At 73.8% G+C, this 18,654-nt stretch carries 17 protein-coding genes and 1 pseudogene; 10 read left to right on the top strand and 8 right to left on the bottom strand.

Going from position 1 to position 18,654, the window contains the following annotated elements; translation table 11 throughout:
* From MNY60_RS14420 to MNY60_RS14405, 4 genes and pseudogenes are all read right to left on the bottom strand, one after another.
* Positions 1-151: pseudogene (locus MNY60_RS14420) on the bottom strand (HNH endonuclease); the annotation flags it as partial.
* A gap of 643 nt (positions 152-794) precedes the next feature.
* Positions 795-2,219: a UDP-N-acetylmuramate:L-alanyl-gamma-D-glutamyl-meso-diaminopimelate ligase gene (gene mpl, locus MNY60_RS14415; RefSeq protein ID WP_242339959.1), complete on the bottom strand. Its 1,425-nt coding sequence runs from the start codon at positions 2,217-2,219 to the stop codon at positions 795-797.
* A gap of 82 nt (positions 2,220-2,301) precedes the next feature.
* On the bottom strand, positions 2,302-3,474 hold the full coding sequence (locus MNY60_RS14410; RefSeq protein WP_242360917.1) for a serine hydrolase: 1,173 nt from the start codon (positions 3,472-3,474) through the stop codon (positions 2,302-2,304).
* Positions 3,471-4,424: an LD-carboxypeptidase gene (locus MNY60_RS14405; protein WP_242339957.1), complete on the bottom strand. Its 954-nt coding sequence runs from the start codon at positions 4,422-4,424 to the stop codon at positions 3,471-3,473. Before MNY60_RS14405 ends, MNY60_RS14410 begins: the two co-directional genes overlap by 4 nt.
* A 225-nt stretch (positions 4,425-4,649) precedes the next feature.
* On the opposite strand from MNY60_RS14405, the gene acs reads away from it, so the two are divergent.
* From acs to MNY60_RS14380, 5 genes are all read left to right on the top strand, one after another.
* Positions 4,650-6,545 carry an acetate--CoA ligase gene (acs, locus tag MNY60_RS14400; RefSeq protein ID WP_242355076.1) on the top strand — a complete coding sequence of 632 codons (1,896 nt, stop codon included), beginning with the start codon at positions 4,650-4,652 and terminating at the stop codon, positions 6,543-6,545.
* A gap of 50 nt (positions 6,546-6,595) precedes the next feature.
* Positions 6,596-7,828, top strand: a complete 1,233-nt coding sequence (locus MNY60_RS14395) for an AI-2E family transporter (RefSeq protein ID WP_242360914.1) — start codon at positions 6,596-6,598, stop codon at positions 7,826-7,828.
* Positions 7,825-8,562 carry an FKBP-type peptidyl-prolyl cis-trans isomerase gene (locus tag MNY60_RS14390; protein ID WP_242339954.1) on the top strand — a complete coding sequence of 246 codons (738 nt, stop codon included), beginning with the start codon at positions 7,825-7,827 and terminating at the stop codon, positions 8,560-8,562. The genes MNY60_RS14395 and MNY60_RS14390 overlap by 4 nt, the downstream gene beginning before the upstream one ends.
* A gap of 275 nt (positions 8,563-8,837) precedes the next feature.
* Positions 8,838-9,482 (top strand): glutathione transferase, encoded by a 645-nt coding sequence (gene yfcF, locus MNY60_RS14385; RefSeq protein ID WP_242339953.1) that lies wholly within the window; start codon positions 8,838-8,840, stop codon positions 9,480-9,482.
* Between the two features lie 69 nt (positions 9,483-9,551).
* Complete coding sequence (locus tag MNY60_RS14380; protein ID WP_242339952.1) at positions 9,552-9,992, top strand: pyridoxamine 5'-phosphate oxidase family protein; 441 nt, start codon at positions 9,552-9,554, stop codon at positions 9,990-9,992.
* 18 nt (positions 9,993-10,010) lie between these two features.
* Here MNY60_RS14380 and MNY60_RS14375 read toward each other — a convergent pair whose 3' ends face one another.
* Positions 10,011-11,117 (bottom strand): methyl-accepting chemotaxis protein, encoded by a 1,107-nt coding sequence (locus MNY60_RS14375; RefSeq protein WP_242360912.1) that lies wholly within the window; start codon positions 11,115-11,117, stop codon positions 10,011-10,013.
* 188 nt (positions 11,118-11,305) lie between these two features.
* Between MNY60_RS14375 and MNY60_RS14370 the strand changes: the two genes are divergently transcribed.
* Together MNY60_RS14370 and MNY60_RS14365 are read left to right on the top strand one after the other, a co-directional pair.
* A complete protein-coding gene (locus MNY60_RS14370; RefSeq protein ID WP_242360910.1) occupies positions 11,306-12,910 on the top strand; it encodes a methyl-accepting chemotaxis protein in 1,605 nt (534 codons plus the stop codon).
* Between the two features lie 95 nt (positions 12,911-13,005).
* Positions 13,006-15,567: an RNA helicase gene (locus MNY60_RS14365; protein ID WP_242360908.1), complete on the top strand. Its 2,562-nt coding sequence runs from the start codon at positions 13,006-13,008 to the stop codon at positions 15,565-15,567.
* Between the two features lie 9 nt (positions 15,568-15,576).
* Here MNY60_RS14365 and MNY60_RS14360 read toward each other — a convergent pair whose 3' ends face one another.
* The gene (locus MNY60_RS14360; protein ID WP_242360906.1) at positions 15,577-16,335 is read right to left on the bottom strand and encodes a DUF4292 domain-containing protein; all 759 of its coding nucleotides are present in this window, start codon (positions 16,333-16,335) and stop codon (positions 15,577-15,579) included.
* A 97-nt stretch (positions 16,336-16,432) separates the two neighbouring features.
* Between MNY60_RS14360 and MNY60_RS14355 the strand changes: the two genes are divergently transcribed.
* The gene (locus MNY60_RS14355) at positions 16,433-16,747 is read left to right on the top strand and encodes a hypothetical protein (protein ID WP_242339947.1); all 315 of its coding nucleotides are present in this window, start codon (positions 16,433-16,435) and stop codon (positions 16,745-16,747) included.
* On the opposite strand, the gene MNY60_RS14350 is transcribed toward MNY60_RS14355, so the two are convergent.
* Complete coding sequence (locus MNY60_RS14350; RefSeq protein ID WP_242339946.1) at positions 16,659-17,261, bottom strand: DUF488 family protein; 603 nt, start codon at positions 17,259-17,261, stop codon at positions 16,659-16,661. The two genes, MNY60_RS14355 and MNY60_RS14350, sit on opposite strands and share 89 nt — an antisense overlap.
* 260 nt (positions 17,262-17,521) lie before the next feature.
* On the opposite strand from MNY60_RS14350, the gene MNY60_RS14345 reads away from it, so the two are divergent.
* Positions 17,522-17,716 (top strand): hypothetical protein, encoded by a 195-nt coding sequence (locus MNY60_RS14345; protein ID WP_242355072.1) that lies wholly within the window; start codon positions 17,522-17,524, stop codon positions 17,714-17,716.
* Positions 17,717-17,835: 119 nt separating this feature from the next.
* The gene (locus tag MNY60_RS14340; RefSeq protein WP_242339944.1) at positions 17,836-18,189 is read left to right on the top strand and encodes a hypothetical protein; all 354 of its coding nucleotides are present in this window, start codon (positions 17,836-17,838) and stop codon (positions 18,187-18,189) included.
* Positions 18,190-18,257: 68 nt separating this feature from the next.
* On the opposite strand, the gene MNY60_RS14335 is transcribed toward MNY60_RS14340, so the two are convergent.
* Complete coding sequence (locus MNY60_RS14335) at positions 18,258-18,626, bottom strand: peptide chain release factor-like protein (RefSeq protein ID WP_242360905.1); 369 nt, start codon at positions 18,624-18,626, stop codon at positions 18,258-18,260.
* Between the last annotated feature and the right edge of the window lie 28 nt (positions 18,627-18,654).

Raw genomic sequence — 18,654 nt, 5'->3', positions numbered from 1 at the left:
CATGGCCGGCTTCAACGAAGGCGCGGCGCCGATCGAACTCGTCGAGGTGCAGGAGGAAGTCGACCTGGACGTTTCGTTCCTCTCCGGCGAGCTCGCGCAGGCGCAGGGCGAGAACGTTCGACTCGAGAGAAGCGGGGGTGAGCGCAGACATAGGGTGCACCTCCAGTACACCCTTCGTAGCACGCGATTTTCAGGGCTCCGGAGACGCTCCAGGCTCGTGTCTGCGCGGCTTTCTCCACGGCGCCCTCGTCGAGGCACTCCGGCGGTCGGCGCGCCTGCCACGCGCGAGGCGCGTGCGCGAGAGCGGTCTTCCGCGCCGGCTCCTATTCCGGACCACGATCGAGGCGAGAAGGCGTCAATGGGAAATGTCTCACCCACCGCATCTGGGACGTCTTGCCTCGTCGCGAGAAGAGCCGCGGCACCGGCCGGCACTACCGCTGGCGATAGTTGTCACCCCAGGTGAATACGGTCGACCTCGAGCCGCGGAAACGCCTTCGAGAAGTCCGCGCGCACCCCGCGCGAAGTCACGCCGTCGCTGCGCCCGGTTCGACACGACGAGACGCTCGCCTGCTCCGCCGCCTTCCCGCGTTCATCGGGGGTCGAGCACGAGCGCGTGCGCCGACCCCGTCGATGCCCCGAATCCGCCATGCGCACGGGAACCGTGGTCGAAACACCCGCCGCTCGTCCGGCGAGTACCCGCACTTGTGACGAATGATTGAGACGGAAGCAGTACGCCTCGGCGCGCGTCGCTGCGGTTGCCCGCCTCGGCTCCGGTCTCCGTCGCCTCGCGGCGCTCAGCGGCCGAGCGCGTCGAGAAGCTTCCCCCAGATGCCCCCGAACGCGCCGTTCGACATGGCGACCACCGCGTCGCCCGTGCGGCTCGCCGCGGCGATCGCGGGGACCATCTCGTCGACGCTCGTGAAGGCGCGGGCCGGCTTGCCGGCGGCGGAGAGGTCGCGGACGAGGGCGTCCACGTCGAGCCGCTCGCTCTCCGGCACGCGGTCCGTCGGCGCGGGCCGGAGCAGGAACACCTCGGCGGCGTCCGCCCAGGTGTCCTTCGAGGCGTACTCGCGCTGGTGCAGGTTCCGGCGGCTCGTGTTGGAGCGCGGCTCGAACGCGGCGAGGAGGCGCGCGCCGGGGTAGGCGCCGCGGATCGCCGCGAGCGTCTTCTGCACGGCGCGCGGGTGGTGGGCGAAGTCGTCGATCACCGTGACGCCGCCCGCCTTGCCGCGCACCTCCTGGCGGCGCTTCACGCCGTGGAAGGCGCCGAGGCCGGCGGCGATCTCCGCGGGGGAGAGCCCGAGGGCGGTGGCGGCCGCGGCCACGCCGAGCGCGTTCTCGACGTTGTGGGCGCCGCCCACCGGGAGCAGCACCTCGGCGAGCGCGTCCCCCTTGCGCACGAGCGTGAACCGCGCCCCGTCGGGCGAGAGGGCGAGCCCGCGCGCCTCCCAGTCCGCCCCCGGGCGATCGACCGAGTAGGTCTCCACGCGGCACCGCGCGCCGCGCGCGATGCGGAGCACGCTCTCGTAGCTCGCGCAGGCGGCGAGGAACCCGTCCGCCGGGAGGATCTCGACGAAGCGCTCGAACGCGCTCTCGTAGTGCGCCTCGTCGCGGTAGATGTCGGCGTGGTCGAGCTCGCAGCTCGTGAAGATCGCGGTGCGCGGGCGGTAGTGGAGGAACTTGGGGCCCTTGTCGAAGTAGGCCGTGTCGTACTCGTCCCCCTCGACCGCGAAGTGCGGGCCCGCGCCGAGCCGGTAGTTCGAGTCGAAGTCTCGCGTCACCCCGCCCACGAGGAAGGAGGGGTCGCGCCCGGCGTGGTGCAGGAGGAAGCCCATCATCGCCGAGGTGGTGGTCTTCCCGTGCGTGCCCACCACCACCACGCCGTGCCGCGGGCCGATGAACGCCTCGCCGAGCGCCTGCGGGAACGAGACGTGGGGCAGCGCGCGCTCGCGCATCGCCGCGGCCTCGGGGTTCACGCTGCGGACGACGTTGCCGACCACGACGAGGTCCGGGCGCGCGCGATCGAGGTTGCGCGGGTCGTAGGGCGTCATCACCTCGATGCCCCAGCGCTCGAGCTGCGTGGACATGGGCGGGTAGACGTTCTCGTCCGAGCCCGTCACCGCGTACCCCGCCGCCTTGAGCATCCCCGCGAACGAGCCCATGCCGGTGCCCGCCACGCCGATGAGGTGGATGCGCTTCACCTGCGACCAGTCGATCACGCTGCGGCTCTCCTTGAACGACACCTCGACCTCGATCCCCACCCCGACCTCGACCTCGACCCGACCTCGACCCCGACGCCCTCTACCCGATCCCCAGCCCCTCCGCCACCGCGTCATGGAACCGGCGGCGCAGCTCGCGGATTCGCGGCTTGTCCGACTTTCCGGAGGGGTGGACGTGGTTCGTGAGCAGGGCGCAGACCACGCCCGCGTCGAGGTCGATCCAGAGCGAGCAGCCGGTGTAGCCGAGGTGCCCGATGGCGCCCCGGGGGCCGCGCCCGAGGCGGCTGCCGATCGCCGGCGCCGCCCCGCTCGGCGTGTCCCAGCCGAGGGCGCGCGCGCTGCCAGGGGTCGTGACGTCGCGACGGGCGAACTCCCGGGCGGCGTCGCAAGGGATGGGGCCGCGCCCGCCCGACAGCGCGTCGAGCCACGCCTGGCCGAGCGCGGCGACGTCGGCAGCGGTGGAGAAGACGCCCGCGTGGCCGGCCACTCCGCCCATCGCCCAGGCGTTGTCGTCGTTCACCGTGCCGCACAGGTCCTCGCGCCGCGGGGCGCTCCGACCCGTCGGGACGAAGACCCGGCCGACGGCGGGTGCGGGACGGGCGGCGTCGAGGAAGCCCGTCGATGCGAGGCCCAGCGGGCCGAACACGCGCCGCTCGGCGAGCCCGGCGAGCGGCGTCCCGGCGAGCGCCTCGATCGCGAGGCCCAGCGCGATGAAGCCGGGATCGCCGTACACGGCCCGCGCGCCGGGCGGCGCCTCCAGCGCCTCGGCGAGGACGAGCTCCCGCACGATCGCGCGGCCCCGGACCGCCGCCGCGGCGAGGAGCGGCGGCGGAGGCCGCTCGCGGGGGGGCAGGAAAGCCTGGCCCGCGACCGGATCTCGCGCGGCGTGCTCGAAGTAGGGCCGCCACTCCGGGAGCCCGCTCGCGTGCGAGAGCAGGTGGCGCGCGGTGACCGCTCCCTTGCCGGCCGCCTCGAAGCCAGGGAGCGTCTCCGCGACGGGCACGTCGAGCCGGAGCGCCCCCGCGCCCGCGAGCTGCGCCGCGAGCGTGGTCGTCGCCATCACCTTGGTGAGCGAGGCGACGTCGAAGAGATCGTCGGCCCGCAAGGCGCGAGGGCCCGGCCCGTCGAGCGCGCCGTGGCAGCTCGCGTGCACGAGCCGGCCCCCGGCGATCACCGCGGCCGACAGCGCTCCCCCGACACCCTCGCGATGGCCGGCCTCGAGCACGCCCACGACGGGCGCGAGCACCGCGGTCACGCGGCGCCCCCCCCGTCCGTCCAGCCGTCGAAGACGAGGCGCGGCGCGCCGCCCTCGCCAGGCGCCGGCGCGACGAGCGTGGCCCGCGCGCCGAGCGGGAGCGCGAAGTTCGCGTCCTCGTGCCCGGCGGGGAGCCCCTCGATGGCGGGGACGCCGAGCGCGAGGATCGCCTCCCGGACCACGTCGGCGCCGTGCGCGTTGGCGTCGTCGCAGCCGGTGAGCTGGCCCACGGCGATCCCGGCGACGCCGCGGAGCGCGCCGGCGAGGGCGAGGTGCGTGAGGTAGCGGTCGAGCCGGTAGGGCTTCTCGGCCACGTCCTCGAGGAAGAGGATCGCGCCCTCGAGGCGCGGCGCGTAGGGGGTGCCGGCGAGGTGCGAGAGGAGCGTGAGAGAGCCGCCGAGGAGCGGGCCGGAGGCGCGCCCGGGCCGCACGGTGGCGCGCCCCACGAGCCCCGCGCCCGGCGCGGGCGGCGCGCTCCCGGCGGGCGGCGCGCTCCGGCGGAGCAGCGCCTCGAGGTGCTGGAGCGCCTCCTCGGGCAGCCGCGGGAGCTGGGTCACGCCCGGCCCGTGCACGGTCGCGAGGCCTGCGCGGTTCAGGAGCGCGTGCAGCGCCGTGATGTCGGAGAAGCCCACGAGGAGCTTCGGGCGGGCGAGGAGCGGCGCCGGGTCGATCGCCGGGAGGATGCGCAGGGCCCCGTAGCCGCCGCGCGCGCAGACGATCGCGCGCGCCTCGGGATCGGCGACCGCCTCGCGCCACTCCTCCGCGCGGCGCGCGTCGTCGCCGGCGAGGTAGCGCCAGCGCGCCGCCACGTCGGCGCGCATGCGCGGCCGCAGCCCGAGCCGCGCGGAGAGCACGGTGAGCCCGCGCTCGAACGGATCCGGGTCGAACGAGCTCGACGGGGCGATGACGCGGACGACGTCTCCGGGACGCAGCGCGGGGGGGAGGATCACGGCGCTCCGAGGATAACCGCGTGCGGAGGTCCGGTCGAGACGGCGCGCCGCGCCGCGTCACGAGGTTGTGAGCGGCCTCCCAGGGGCGGCGCGACGATCGCCCCCCACTCGGGACCGGCTTTCGCTACCCTGCTCTGAGAATTCTTTTCGGCTACACCCATGGACACCCCCCGCTCTCCGGCGGTCCGCCGCGGGCCGGCGCCCGGGAGCAAAAGGAGTCGCGTCATGAAGAACCCGCAGGAGCTCGAGGGTGAGGTCTTCTCCCCTTCCGCCGAGGTCGTCGCCCAGGCCCGCGTGAAGGACTGGGAGGCGCTCGCGCGCCGCGCCGCCGACGATCTCGAGGGCTTCTGGGCCGCCGAGGCCGAGGAGCTCGAGTGGTACCGCAAGTGGGACAAGGTCCTCGATCAGTCCGAGCGGCCGTTCTTCAAGTGGTTCAAGGGCGCCCAGACGAACATCGTCCACAACTGCCTGGATCGACACCAGCGCACCTGGCGAAAGAACAAGCTCTCGCTCGTGTGGGTCGGCGAGAAGGGCGAGGTCCGCACCTACTCGTACTTCGCGCTGAACCGCGACGTCTCGAAGTTCGCGAACGTCCTCAAGGCCATGGGGGTGAAGAAGGGCGATCGCGTCACGATCTACATGCCGCGCATCCCCGAGATCGTCATCGCGATGCTGGCGGCCGCCAAGATCGGGGCGATCCACTCGGTGGTCTACGGCGGGTTCTCGGTCGACGCGCTGCAGGGGCGCATCGAGGACTCCGAGTCGAAGGTCGTCGTGACCGCCGACGGCGGGTTCATGAACGGCAAGGTCGTCGAGCTCAAGAAGACCGTCGACGACGCGGTCCGGCGCTGCCCCACCGTGGAGACGGTCATCGTCGTGCAGCGCACCGGGCACGAGGTGCGGATGGAGCCGGGGCGCGACTACTGGTACCACGAGCTCATGAAGCTCCCCCTCGCCACGGGCCACTGCCCGACCGAGGTGATGGAGTCGTCCGACCCGCTCTACGTGCTCTACACCTCCGGCACGACCGGCAAGCCCAAGGGGCTCATCCACGGGCACGGCGGCTACATGGTCGGGATCTACTCGACGCTCAAGTACGTCTTCGACGTGAAGGACGAGGACCGCTACTGGTGCGCCGCGGATCCGGGCTGGGTCACGGGCCACAGCTACATCGTGTACGGGCCGCTGCTCATGGGCGCGACGACGTTCATCTACGAGGGCGCGCCGACCTACCCGTACCCGAACCGCTGGTGGTCGCTCGTCGAGAAGTACGGGATCACGATCCTCTACACCGCGCCGACCGCCATCCGCGGCCTGATGCGCTTCGGTGAGTCCTGGCCGAACCGCCACGATCTCTCCACGCTGCGGATCCTGGGATCGGTCGGCGAGCCGATCAACCCCGAGGCGTGGAAGTGGTACCACCGCGTCATCGGGAAGGGCCGCTGCCCGATCATGGACACCTGGTGGCAGACCGAGACCGGGATGTTCCAGATCACCCCGGTCCCGTCGCTCCCGCTCAAGCCGGGCTCCGCCGCGAAGCCGTTCTTCGGGCAGGAGGCGTCCATCCTCGACGAGCAGGGCAAGGCCGTCGCCGACGGCGAGGAGGGCTTCCTCGTCCTCGAGAAGCCCTGGCCCGCGATGGCGATGACCATCTACCGGGACCCGGAGCGCTTCGTGCGCACGTACTGGGGCAAGTACCCCGGCAAGTACATGGCGGGCGACTCCGCCAAGCGCGATCGCGACGGGTACTTCTGGGTGATCGGCCGCACCGACGACGTCATCAAGGTGTCGGGCTACCGGCTCGGCACCGCGGAGATCGAGAGCGCGCTCGTCTCCCACCCGGCCGTCGCGGAGGCGGCCGTGATCGGGCTGCCCCACGAGGTGAAGGGACAGGCGATCCACGGCTACTGCCTGCTGCGCCAGGGCTTCAAGGCGAGCCCGGAGCTCGAGGACGAGGTGAAGAACCACGTCGCCCAGCACCTCGGCCCCATCGTGCGGCCCGAGAAGGTGATCTTCGTCGACGCGCTGCCGAAGACCCGCTCCGGCAAGATCATGCGCCGCGTGCTGAAGGCCCGCGCGCAGGGCCTCCCGGAAGGTGACGTGTCGACCCTGGAGGAGTGAGGAAGTTTCGGGCGGCGCCCGGCCGGACGATGGGGGATACTCGCGCGCCGATGCCGTTCCGCGCACCGCTCTGGAAGAGACCCCGCGCGCAGCTCATCGCGCTGACGGCGGTGGTCTGGGCGCTCGTCCTCGCGATCTTCCTGATCGCGTGGCCGGTGCTCCTGCCCTTCGTGCTCGCGGCGCTCGCGGCCTACGTGCTCGATCCGCTCATCTCGCGGCTCTCGCGCACGCGCGTCGCCGGGCGCCCCGTCCCGCGCTGGACCGCGGTGCTCGTGGTGTACGCCGCGCTCGGAGCGCTCGCCTACCTCGCGGGCGTCTCGATCCTGCCGCAGATCTACCGCGAGGCGGTCCGCGGCCTCGTCGAGCTGCGCGACTTCCTCGCGAGCATCACGCCCGAGAAGATCGAGGGCTGGGTGCGCAGCATGGACGCGTTCCTCGAGCGCTACGGGATCCCCGTCGACGTGCTGCCCTCCGAGGGGACGCGCCAGGGGGCGCGCTTCTCGGTGGACCTCGCGGCGGGGATCGCCGACGCGCTGCACCACGCCAGCGAGGGCATGCGCGGGCGCGTCGGCGACGTGGTCTCGTTCTCGCGCCTCGTCATCGCGGGCACCATCCAGACGCTGTTCTTCTGCATCCTGCTCTTCATGCTCACCGCGTTCATCTCGATGGACGCGCCGCGCATCGTGCGGTTCTTCGAGTCCCTCGTGCCGCGCAACCTGCGCGACGACTTCCGGCGGCTCCTGCGCGGCATCGACTCGGGCCTCTCCGGCGTGGTGCGCGGCCAGCTCACGATCATGGTCGTGAACGGCACGCTCACGCTCGTCGGCCTCCTGCTCATCCCCGTGCCGTTCGCGTTCGCGCTCGCCGCCCTCGCGACCGTCCTCTACGTGGTCCCGATCTTCGGCACCATCCTCTCCTCGGTCCCGATCGTGCTGCTCGCCCTCACCGCGGGCGGCCTCTCGAAAGCCGCGCTGGCGCTCGGGTGGATCCTCGTCATCCACGCGCTCGAGGCGTACGTCCTGAACCCCAAGATCATGGGGGACGCCTCCAAGATCCACCCCGTGCTCATCGTCCTCGCGCTCGTCATCGGCGAGCGCACCTGGGGGCTCGTCGGCGCGCTGCTCGCGGTCCCCGTGGCGAGCGTGTTCGTCGCGATCTTCAGGTTCCTGCACCGCAAGCTGGCGGAGCTCGACGCTCGCGCCGCCGAGGCTCGCGCGGTGCCCGCAGCGACCCCGCAGGACGCGACGCTCGAAGCGCCGCACACGAAAGGAAGCTCCACATGAAGAAGTCACTCGCCCTGCTCGCCGCGCTCTCGCTCGCGGCCTCCGCGCACGCCCAGACCGGCAAGGCGGCCGAGAAGAAGCCCGCCCCTGCCCCGGCCCCGGCCGCCGGCGCGCAGAAGGAGAGCCCGGCGGACACCGAGAAGACGCTCTACTCGGTCGGCCTCGCGGTCGCGAACAGCCTGCAGGTGTTCGCCCTCTCTCCCGCCGAGCTCGAGATCGTCATGAAGGGCATCCGCGACGGCGCCACGGGCAAGGCGAAGACGGACCTCGATCCCAAGACGGGGCAGGCGGTGAACGACTTCGCCCGCGCGCGCATGGAGAAGGCGAACGCGGCCGCGTCTGCGAAGGAGAAGGAGTCCGGCCCGGCGTTCCTCGCCAAGGCCGCGGGCGAGAAGGGCGCCATCAAGACGGCGTCCGGCGCGATCGTCCTCCCCATCAAGGAGGGCACGGGCGCGACCCCGACCGCCGCCGACAAGGTGAAGGTCCACTACACGGGCACGCTCGTGAACGGGAAGGTGTTCGACAGCTCGGTGCAGCGCGGCCAGCCGGCGGAGTTCCCGCTCGGCGGCGTCATCAAGTGCTGGACGGAGGGGCTCCAGAAGATGAAGGTCGGCGGCAAGGCCAAGCTCGTGTGCCCGTCCGACATCGCCTACGGCGCCCAGGGCCGCCCGCCGGTCATCCCGGGCAACGCGGTCCTCACGTTCGAGATCGAGCTCCTGGATATCGTCAAGTAGCGGGGGCTTGGGCATTTGAACGGGGGCTGCCGCCCCCGCCCCGTCGACGGCTGACCGCCGTCGCCGGGGCCCCACCCCTGCTCGGCGGGGCCCGTGAACCTGCGCGCCCGCTTCGCGGGTGCGCGCAGGTTCCCCGCCGGAGGGGCTTCGCCCCTCCCGCGCTTCGCGCGGGGCCCTCCCACGGTAGCGGCCGTTGTGCCCCGCGGGGGCGCCTCTGCCGCATGGCTCGCGTTGGGCGTGAACGGGGCTTCCGTCCGGCGTTACGGTTCTTCGACATGGCCGACGAACTCATCCTCTACGGCACCGACAGCTGGACGAGCCCCTACGCGTTCTCCGCGTTCGTCACCCTGAAGGAGAAGGGCGTGCCGTTCCGGATGGAGCTCCTGTCGCTCGAGCGGCGGGAGCACCAGCGCCCCGAGTACGCCGACGCGTCGATCACCGGGCGGGTGCCGGCGCTGCGGCACGGGGACTTCTGGCTCGCCGAGTCGTCGGCGATCGACGAGTACGTGGACGAGGCGTTCGGCCCGCCGGCGTATCCCCGGCTCTACCCTGCCGACCCCCGCGCCCGCGCGAAGGTCCGCATGATCCAGGCGCTCGTCCGGAGCGACCTCGGGGCGCTGCGCGCCGAGCGGCCGACCTCGACCTTCTTCTCGGGTGAGCCCGCGAAGCCCCTCACGGCGGTCGGGCGCGCCGACGCCGAGCGGCTCGTCCGCATGGCGGACCGCGCGCTGCCGGCCGGAGCGTCGTTCCTCACCGGCGCGTTCACGCCCGCGGACGCCGACCTCGCGCTCATGCTCCAGCGCCTCGCGGCGAACCACGACCCCTGCCCGGAGCGGCTCGCCGACTACGCGCGCGCCATCTTCGCCCGCCCCTCCGTCCGCGAGTGGCTCGGGCACACGCGCTGGAAGGACCGGGCCTGAGCGGCGCACGACCCCCGAGGCCCCCAACCGGCGCGCGTCCGCGCGCGCCGCAGCCCCCATGATTCGAGCATGGCCTCCGACGATCCCCACGGGTACGCCACGCTCCTCTCCGGCTACCGGACCGCGATCCTGACGACGCGCGGCGCGGAGGACGGCCACCTCCACGCCCGCCCCATGGCGATGCGCCAGCAGGTGCGCGGCGAGGAGATCTGGTTCGCGACCTCGGTCGCGTCGAGCAAGTGCAAGGACCTCGAGGCCGACGCCCGCTGCGCGCTCGCGTTCTTCGACGCCGCCGACGGGACGACGGTCTCGGTGTCCGGCCGGGGAGAGGTGCTGAAGGACAAGAAGCTCGCGCAGGAGCTCTGGGATCCGTCGTGGGTGCGCTGGTTCCCCGAGGGGCCGGAGCAGCGCGAGCTCGCGCTCCTGCGGGTCATCCCCGAGCACGTCGAGCGGTGCGACGGCCGGACCGGGAAGCTCGAGGTGCTGTTCAGCGCGCCGCGGCGGCGCTGACGGCGCCCGCGCCGCGGGTCAGGACTTCGTCGCCGCCCTCAGGAACGTCGCGAGCTCGTTCAGCGCGCGCGCCTCGCGGTCGACCTCGCGCGTCGAGGCGAGCGTGTCGTCGGTGGCGTGGGCGATCTCGTTCATCGCCTTCAGCACCTGCTCGATCGCGCCCTCCTGCTGCTGCGCGACGCGCGCGATCTCCCGCGCCGCGCGGGACGACTCCGAGAGGGCGGTCGCGAGCCCGCGGATCGTCTCGGCGGTGCGGATCGCGGCGGAGGCGCCGAGCTGGGCGTGCGCGATGCCCCCCTCCGCGGCGCTCACCGCGTCGAGCATCGCCCGGTGCACGTCCGCGAGGGTCTGGCGCGCCTGGGCGGCGGCGCTGCGGGTCTCGGCGCCCTGGCGGCGCAGCCGCTCGGCCACGTCCCCGAGCCCCTCCGCGCCGGGGGCGCGCGCCGCGATGCCGGCGGCCCCGTCCGCGAGCCGCTCGGAGCGGTCCGCCACGTCGCGCAGGAGATCGCCGAGGTCGTAGACGTCGCGCATCCGCGCGTCGAGCGCCTCGATCTGCCGCGACAGGCCGCGGACCTCCTCGGCGAGCCGCAGGAGCTCCGCGCCGGAGGCCTCCGCCTGCGCGAGGCCCTGCGCGCTCTGGCGCTCCGCCTGGACGGCGAGGCCGATCACCGTCTCCGCGGTGAGCGCCGCGGAGCTGGCGCTCTGGGAGAGCTGGCTCATCGCGGAGGTGGTCTCGCGGACGCTCGCGGCCGCCCCGGAGCTCGTCCGGGTGAACGCCGCGACGTTCCCGAGCAGCCCCTGCGCCGCGTGGAAGAGCTCCTTCGCCGTCCGATCGAAGCTCTCGCGGCGCGCCTGCTCCAGCCGCACGATCTCGTCGCTCTGGCGCACGATCTCCGCGCTCTGGCGGAGGAGCTCGCCGCGCTGCCGCTCCACGAGCCTGCCGACCGCGCCGAGGACGAAGGGCGTCGTGTCCATGAGCCAGAGCAGCGGCTGGTGCAGGTGGGTGTGGACGAGCGCGCCGGGCGCGAGCGTGCCGAGGTGGCGATACGCCTCGACGAGCGTCGCCACCACGGGCAGCCCCACGCCGATGAGGGCACCGAACCAGTCGTAGCCGAGCCGCTTCATGTTTCCGCCGTTCCCCCTCGTCCCGGGTGCCGCCGGATTGTGCTGCAACGCCCTCCGCCCCGCCACACTCCCGGCCGGCCGGCCGCGCGCCGCGACGTCGCACCTCCGCGGCCCGCGTGGCACGGTCGGGCCCGCGCCGTCGGTCCGCTCGGGCAGCGGGGACGGGGATGCTATCCTCCGCGCGGACCATGCGCCCGCTCGCCCTCTCGTTCCGCCAGAAGATCGTGGCCCCGTCGCTCATCGCGGCCGTCGCGACCCTGCTCGCCACCGTGGTCTCCTCCCGGCTCTCCTCGTCGGCCGCGGACGAGCTCCGGCGCGTGGAGACCCGGGAGTTCCCCACGCTCCAGCTCTTCCAGGACCTGGAGACGAGCCTCGCGCGGGTGCAGCGGCAGCTCGAGGAGGCGTCGGAGCAGCGCGACCCGAACGCGCTCGAGGCGGCCGACGTGCTCCAGGAGGACCTCCTCGCGCGGCTCGCCGCCGCGCCGACGCGGTCCGTGGACGACGATCGCGCGGCGATGCTCGTGGACGGGCTCCAGGGCTGGTACGGCGCGGCCCGGGAGCGCGCGGCGGCGCGCGTGCGGGGCGCGACCGCGCCGGCCGACGACGCGATGGCGCGCGCGGCGTCGGCCCGCTTCCTCGCCGTGAAGGACGCGCTCGCGGCGGAGACGCAGCGGGCGCGGCAGGCGATGGCGAGCGGGTTCCAGGCGGCGCGGGACCTGCAGCGCCGCGCCATCGTGGTGAGCGCGGCGATCCTGCTCGCGGCGGCCGTCGGCTCCGCAGTGCTCGCCTGGGTGCTCGCCTGGCGCCTCTCCCGGCCGGTGATGGCGCTCAACCGCGCCGCGCTCCGCATCGCCGACGGCGACCTCACGCACGACATCGACCTGCGCACCGGCGACGAGATCGGGACGCTCGCCTTCAGCTTCCGGCGCATGAACGAGCGGCTCCGCCAGATCGTCGCCGCGCTCAAGCGCTCGTCCACCGAGCTCGGGGGCGCCGCGGAGCGGCTCGCGGAGCACGCCCGCGCGCAGAACGCGATCCTCGAGCGCCAGGCGGCGGGCGTCTCGGAGACGAGCGCGACGACGCGGGAGCTCGAGCAGACCTCCGCCGTCGCGGCGAGCCGCGCCGCCTCCGTGCTCGACGTCGCCCGGCGCGCGGCGGAGCTGTCGAGCGAGGGGCAGTCCGCCGCCGAGGTGAGCGTGGAGGGCCTGCACCGGATCCAGGCGGCGGTCGGGGAGATCCTCGGCCGGTCGTCGCGCCTCCTCGATCAGACGCAGCAGGTGAGCGACATCGTGGAGAGCGTCCGCGACCTGTCGGTGCAGTCGCACGTGCTCTCGATGAACGCCTCGATCGAGGCGGCGCGCGCCGGCGAGGCGGGCAAGGGGTTCGGCGTGGTCGCCGCCGAGGTGCGCGCCCTCGCCGAGCAGTCGGGCCAGAGCGCGGGCCGCATCGCCCGGATCGTCGAGGACATCGTGGGCGCGGTGCGGGCGACGCTCGACACGACCGAGAGCGGGACGCGCGGCATGGAGAGCTCGGTCGCGCGGATCCGCGCCTCCGGGGACAGCCTGCGCGAGATCGGGGCGTTCGTGCGGGAGACGAGCGACGCGGCGCTGCAGATCGCGACCGCGGTCCAGCAGCAGTCACAGGGGGTCGCGCAGATCGCCGGCGCGATGCGGGACCTCGACCGCGGGATGGAGGAGACGGTCGCGCGCGTGCAGCTGCTGCAGGGCGCCGCGCAGGAGCTGACCGCGACCGCGGCGCGCATCTCGGCGATCGCCGACGGGTTCCGGGTCTAGGGGCGCCGTCCGCCGTCCGGGGCAGCCCGCGCCGCCGCGCCGCGCCGGTCCGCCCTGGCGCCGGCGGCCGGCGCGCGGTACGAAAGCCTCCGCCCATGACCACCGCCGCCGCCACCCCGGGCGAGGCCCCCCTCGCCGCGCTCCTCCCGTCGCCGGGCGAGACCCTCGCTCCCGACGCCGTGCTCGACCGCTTCGTCTCGTGGGTGGGCGCCACCGGCCTCACGCTGTACCCGCACCAGGAGGAGGCGATCCTCCAGCTCCTCGACGAGCGCCACCTCGTCCTCAACACGCCGACCGGCTCGGGCAAGTCGCTCGTCGCGACGTTCCTGCACTTCCAGGCGATGGCCGAGGGGAAGCGGTCCTTCTACACCTGCCCGATCAAGGCGCTCGTCAACGAGAAGTTCTTCGACCTGTGCCGGCTGTTCGGCCCGGACAACGTGGGGATGATGACGGGCGACGGCGCGGTGAACCGCGACGCGCCCATCGTCTGCTGCACCGCCGAGATCCTCATGAACCTCGCGGTGCGCGAGGCCGGCCCCCGCGTGGACGCGGTCGTCATGGACGAGTTCCACTACTACGGCGACCGGGAGCGCGGCGTCGCCTGGCAGGTGCCGCTGCTCGCGCTCGAGGACACGCGCTTCCTCCTCATGTCCGCGACGCTCGGCGACACGCGCGCGATCGAGGAGTCGCTCCGGCAGGTGACGGGGCGCGAGGTGGCGGCGGTGCGCCACGCGGCGCGGCCGGTGCCGCTGGAGTACGAGTACCGCGAGACGCCGCTGCACGAGACGCTGGAGGCGCTCGTCACGGCGAACCGCGCCCCCATCTACCTCGTCAACTTCACGCAGCGCGCCGCGGCCGAGCAGGCGCAGAACCTCATGAGCGCGAACTTCTCCTCGAAGGAGGAGAAGGCGCGCATCGCCGCGATGCTGGAGGGCGTGCGCTTCGACTCGCCCTACGGCAAGGACCTGCAGCGCTTCCTCCGGCACGGCATCGGGCTCCACCACGCGGGGCTCCTCCCCAAGTACCGGCTCCTCGTCGAGAAGCTCGCCCAGGGCGGGCTCCTCAAGGTCGTGTCGGGGACCGACACCCTCGGCATGGGCGTGAACATCCCCATCCGCACGGTGCTGTTCACCCAGCTCTGCAAGTTCGACGGGCAGAAGACGGGGATCCTCTCGGCGCGCGACTTCCACCAGATCGCCGGGCGCGCGGGGCGCAAGGGGTTCGACGAGCGCGGCTTCGTGGTGGCGCAGGCGCCCGAGCACGTCATCGAGAACAAGAAGCTCGCCGAGAAGGCCGCCGCCGGCAAGAAGGTGGTGAAGAAGCAGCCGCCGACGAAGGGCTACGTCCACTTCGACAGGAGCACCTTCGAGAAGCTCATCCAGAAGGAGCCGGAGCCGCTCGAGAGCCGGTTCGATCCGACCTTCGGCCTCCTCGTGAACCTCCTGCAGAGCGAGACCTCGCGGGTCGGCGGCGGCTACGGCCGCCTCGTCGCGCTCATCGGGCGCTCGCACGGGAACGACCACGTCCGCGCGAAGCACCGCCGGCTCGCGGCGCAGCGCTTCCGCACGCTCCGCGGGGCGGGGCTCGTGGAGGTCCGCCGCGTCGACGGCTACCGGGGCGCCTACGTGCGCCCCTCGCGCGGCCTGCAGAAGGACTTCTCGCTCTTCCACACGCTCGCGCTCTACCTGCTCGACACGCTGCCGCGCATCCCCGCCGAGCGCGAGACCTACGCCCTCGACGTGCTCTCGACGGTCGAGTCGATCCTGGAGGACCCGGACGTCATCCTGTGGAAGCAGCTCGACAGGGCGCGCGGCGAGGCCATCGCCGAGATGAAGGCGAAGGGGATGGAGTACGACGAGCGGATGGCGGAGCTCGAGAAGGTCGAGTACCCGAAGCCGAACCGCGACTTCGTCTACGCGACCTTCAACGAGTTCGCCGCGAAGCACCCCTGGGTCGGGCAGGAGAACATCCGCCCGAAGTCGGTCGCGCGAGAGATGGTCGAGCGGTTCATGACCTTCGGCGACTACGTGCGCGAGTACGAGCTGCAGCGCTCCGAGGGCCTCGTGCTGCGTTACCTCTCGGAGGCCTACAAGACGCTCGTGCAGACGGTCCCGGAGACCTACCGGGACGACGCGCTCCTGGACGTCATCGCCTTCCTGCGCGCCACCGTCCGCGGCGTCGACTCCTCGCTCATCGACGAGTGGGAGCGGATGCGCGACCCGGCATACCAGGCGCGGGTGGTCGACGCGCGCGCCGCCGTCACGGAGACGCTCGGGCCGCCGCCGATCTGGGCCGACCCGCGCGCGTTCGCCGCGCGGATCCGCACCGAGCTGCACGCGCTGCTCGTCGCGCTCGCCCGCAAGGACGCCGCGGCCGCCGTCGCCGCGCTCGCGCCGGGCGGCGACCTCACGCCGGCCCGCCTCGAGGAGGCGATGGCGCCGTACTGGGCCGAGCACGAGCGGATCGACACGACCCCGGCCGCGCGCCGCCCGCACAACACGTTCGTGAAGGAGCTCGGGCCGCGGCGCTGGGAGGCGGTCCAGCGGATCGTGGACGAGCAGGGAGAGGTCGACTGGATGATCCAGTGCGAGATCGACCTCACCTCGCCGCGGGACCCGGACCTGCCGCTCCTGTCGCTCCAGCGCGTGGGGGCGTGACGGGCGGAGCTACGGCCGGAACAGCTCGGGCGGGAAGGACGCGGGGAACTCGACGCGGGAGAGCACCGTCTCGCCGGTCGTCTTGCCGTTCGCCCAGTTCTCCTCGTGGAACGGCACGAGCACTCCGTCCACCGTGCGGAAGTCCGAGTAGGTCGTGATGAACTCGACGGGCGCCGGCCCGGCCCCGCTCCCCCGCGAGCGCAGGATCCGGCCGGAGTCGGGGTCGATGGCCGCCTCGACGACGACCCCCGGCGCGAGCTCGAGCGCGAGCACCCGCAGCTCCTTGCCGCCGAGCGCGAGGGTGCCGCGCGCCGAGACCTTGGCGCCCGGCGCGGCGAGCAGCGCGGGCAGGTCCATGCGCGCCGCCTGCAGGATCATCGAGGTGAGGAGCGGCCCCGTGACCTCCTGCCCGCGACGCCACCCGCGCCCGCCGTCGAGGACGCGGATCTCCGCGTCCTGCGCGTCGCCGAACGCCACCTCGACGCGCAGGCGGGCGGGGCGCGCGTAGGCGCGGCCGATGCGGCCCGGCGCGCCGGGGTGGAGGAGCGAGGTCACCGTCCCCTCGTGCACGCTCCGCGCGGCGCGCGCGAGGGCGGCCTCGCCGCCGTAGGCCTCTACGCAGCGCCGGACGAGCCCCGCCACCTCGTGCGGGAGCGCGCCGCCCTTCGCGGGCGGGGAGCGCACGGCCGCCGGGGGGACGGGCCGGGCCCTCGCCACCGGGGCGGCGAGCGCGGCGGCGAGCAGGAGGGCGAGCGGGAGCGTGCGCACGGGGTTCCTCGGGGCGGGAGGGGGCGGGAGTGTCGCCCGGCGGGCGGGGCGAACGCAAACGGTGGCCGGGCCCGGCGCGGAGGCGCACCGTTCACGGGTGACCGAGCTCCTCGGCTGGCTCAGCTCCCTCGTCCTCGTCGCGACCCTCGCGAAGCAGGTGCACAAGCAGTGGAAGGAGGGATCGAGCGAGGGCGTCTCGCGCTGGCTCTTCGTGGGCCAGATCGCCGCCTCGACCGGCTTCACGCTCTACAGCGCGCTCGTCGGCAACCCGGTGTTCGTCGCGACGAACGCCGTCCTCCTCGCGAGCGCGGTGGTGGGGCTCGTCATCGTCCTCCGCCACCGGCGCCGCGATCGTCGGGCGCGGGCTCGGGGTACGTCACCTGGCGCCCCTCGATCCGCGCGAACGGCGTGAGCCGGTGCGGCCGCGTCCGCCCGCGCCCGACGATGTGCTGGACGACGACGCCGCGCGCGAGCAGCGCGTCGGCGATGAGGGAGCGGTGGCAGCGCCACGGGACCGCCTCCGCGCACAGGATCGCGACGGGCCCCCCGCGGGCCACCGTGCGGAGCTGGACGAGCCCCTCCTCGAACTCGGGCGTCGCCATGTGGTCGGCGTAGCCGCGGAAGCTCGCGTTCCTCCACCCCGCGTTGGGCGAGTCCTTGCGCGCGCGCCGGAGGCCGCCGAGCGCGGGCAGGTGCTCGTAGCCGATGCCCGCGGCGGCGAGCGCGCGCGCGAGCGCCGGCCCCTCGTACTGCGGGTTCGCGCGCGAGCGCGGGATGGTCCGGACGTCGGCCACCGTGACGACGTCCGCGCCCCGGAGCAGCTCGACGAGCTCCGCGATCGGTCGCGTGGAGTGGCCGATGGCGAGGACCTGGGCCTTCCCCCACCCCGGGGCGGCCCGCTGCCGGCGTTCGCGTTCCTCCTCCATGCGACGCCATCTCATGGGTGGAGTGGGGTCCTGCGTCCAGCCCGCGACGGGGCCTCCTCGCGCTCCCCCTCCCCTCACCCGCGGACGGCCCGAGCTCCGGAACCCTCCGCGCGGAGAACGGCTCCAACGCACCCATGACCTCCCAGCCCGACCCCGTCATCGAGATCGAGCCCCGCGCCCTGGAGACGCTCCGCGCGCTCGCCAGCACGGGCGAGCACGCGCAGTACGTCCGGATCCACGTCGGCCATGGCTGAGGGGGCGTGAGCTTCAACCTGTCTCTGGACGAGACGGCCGACCCGCAGCGCGACGTGGTGATCGAGGAGGACGGGATCCGGTTCCTGGCGGAGGCGCGCCAGCGAGAGCTCGTGGACGGGCTCCGCATCGAGATCCAGCGCGTCTTCGGGCGCGAAGGGCTCGTCGCCTTCAACCCCCGGCTGGAGCCGGGCGGCTGCTGACGAGCCGCCCGCCCCTGCGCCGCTCCGCGGCCGGGGGAGGCGGACGCTCCGCTCCCACCAGGTCCCAGGGGAGCCGATGATTGACAACCACCCGGCCTCGGCCGCATAAGTTCCCGCCGATGCTGGGCAAACGCAACGAAGCGAAGCGATGGCCGCGCGGGCAGAAGTTCACGCTCTCCCCGGAGGGCGCGGACGCCGAGGCCGCGTACCGCAACGTCGTCGCGGAGGCGCGCTCGAGCGGCCGGGCCGCGCTCGACGCCGCGCTCGCCGCGTGGGCAGGGCCGCATCGCGTGGCGCCGGCGGACGGGATCGTGCTCGCGGAGCTCCGCGGCAAGCGGCTCGGCGTCCCGGATCTCGTCCGCGAGCTCGAGGCGGCGGGCATCGCCGCCGATGAGGTGCGCGCCTCGCTCGAGCGGCTCGTCGCCGCGGGGGTCGTGGCGCCGATCCCGCTCGCGTCGCAGCTCGGCAACTGAGGTCGAGCCGCGAGCGCCGCGCGCTCTCACCTCGCGCCCGCGGCCGCTCGCGCGCCGCAGGCCGTCCTTCAGTCCCATCCCCGCCGCGTGGCCTTCCGCTCGCCGCGCCGCTTCTTCTCGGCGATGCGCCGCTCCTTGGAGCCGCGCGTCGGCTTCGTCGGCCGGCGCGGCTTCGGGCGGTGAGCGAGCGCGCCGAGCCGCTCTCGCAGCCGCGCGAGCGCCGCCGCGCGGTTCTGCAGCTGGCTGCGCCGCTCCGTCGCGGTGACCGTCACGCCGGTGGGGCGGTGGACGAGGCGCACCGCGCTCTCGGTCTTGTTGCGGTGCTGACCGCCGGGGCCGCTGCCCACGAAGAACGCCTCCTCGCACTCGGCGAGCAGCGCCTCGTCGGGGAGCGCGCCGGCGCGGCGGGCGGCGGCGCGGAGCTCGTCGGATATCACGCGGTCCTCCGGTTCGGTCGTGCGGAGC

This window comes from Anaeromyxobacter sp. SG17 (assembly GCF_022690695.1).
GTDB lineage: Bacteria > Myxococcota > Myxococcia > Myxococcales > Anaeromyxobacteraceae > Anaeromyxobacter > Anaeromyxobacter soli.
This window is presented reverse-complemented; position numbering and strand designations above follow the sequence as displayed.

Excerpts from the sequence above, each read along its gene's own strand:
- acs (WP_242355076.1), top strand. The coding sequence starts at position 4,650 with ATGAAGAACCCGCAGGAGCTCGAGGGTGAGGTCTTCTCCCCTTCCGCC.
- MNY60_RS14395 (WP_242360914.1), top strand. The coding sequence starts at position 6,596 with ATGCCGTTCCGCGCACCGCTCTGGAAGAGACCCCGCGCGCAGCTCATC.
- MNY60_RS14390 (WP_242339954.1), top strand. The coding sequence starts at position 7,825 with ATGAAGAAGTCACTCGCCCTGCTCGCCGCGCTCTCGCTCGCGGCCTCC.
- yfcF (WP_242339953.1), top strand. The coding sequence starts at position 8,838 with ATGGCCGACGAACTCATCCTCTACGGCACCGACAGCTGGACGAGCCCC.
- MNY60_RS14380 (WP_242339952.1), top strand. The coding sequence starts at position 9,552 with ATGGCCTCCGACGATCCCCACGGGTACGCCACGCTCCTCTCCGGCTAC.
- MNY60_RS14375 (WP_242360912.1), bottom strand. The coding sequence starts at position 11,117 with ATGAAGCGGCTCGGCTACGACTGGTTCGGTGCCCTCATCGGCGTGGGG.
- MNY60_RS14370 (WP_242360910.1), top strand. The coding sequence starts at position 11,306 with ATGCGCCCGCTCGCCCTCTCGTTCCGCCAGAAGATCGTGGCCCCGTCG.
- MNY60_RS14365 (WP_242360908.1), top strand. The coding sequence starts at position 13,006 with ATGACCACCGCCGCCGCCACCCCGGGCGAGGCCCCCCTCGCCGCGCTC.
- MNY60_RS14350 (WP_242339946.1), bottom strand. The coding sequence starts at position 17,261 with ATGGAGGAGGAACGCGAACGCCGGCAGCGGGCCGCCCCGGGGTGGGGG.
- MNY60_RS14340 (WP_242339944.1), top strand. The coding sequence starts at position 17,836 with ATGCTGGGCAAACGCAACGAAGCGAAGCGATGGCCGCGCGGGCAGAAG.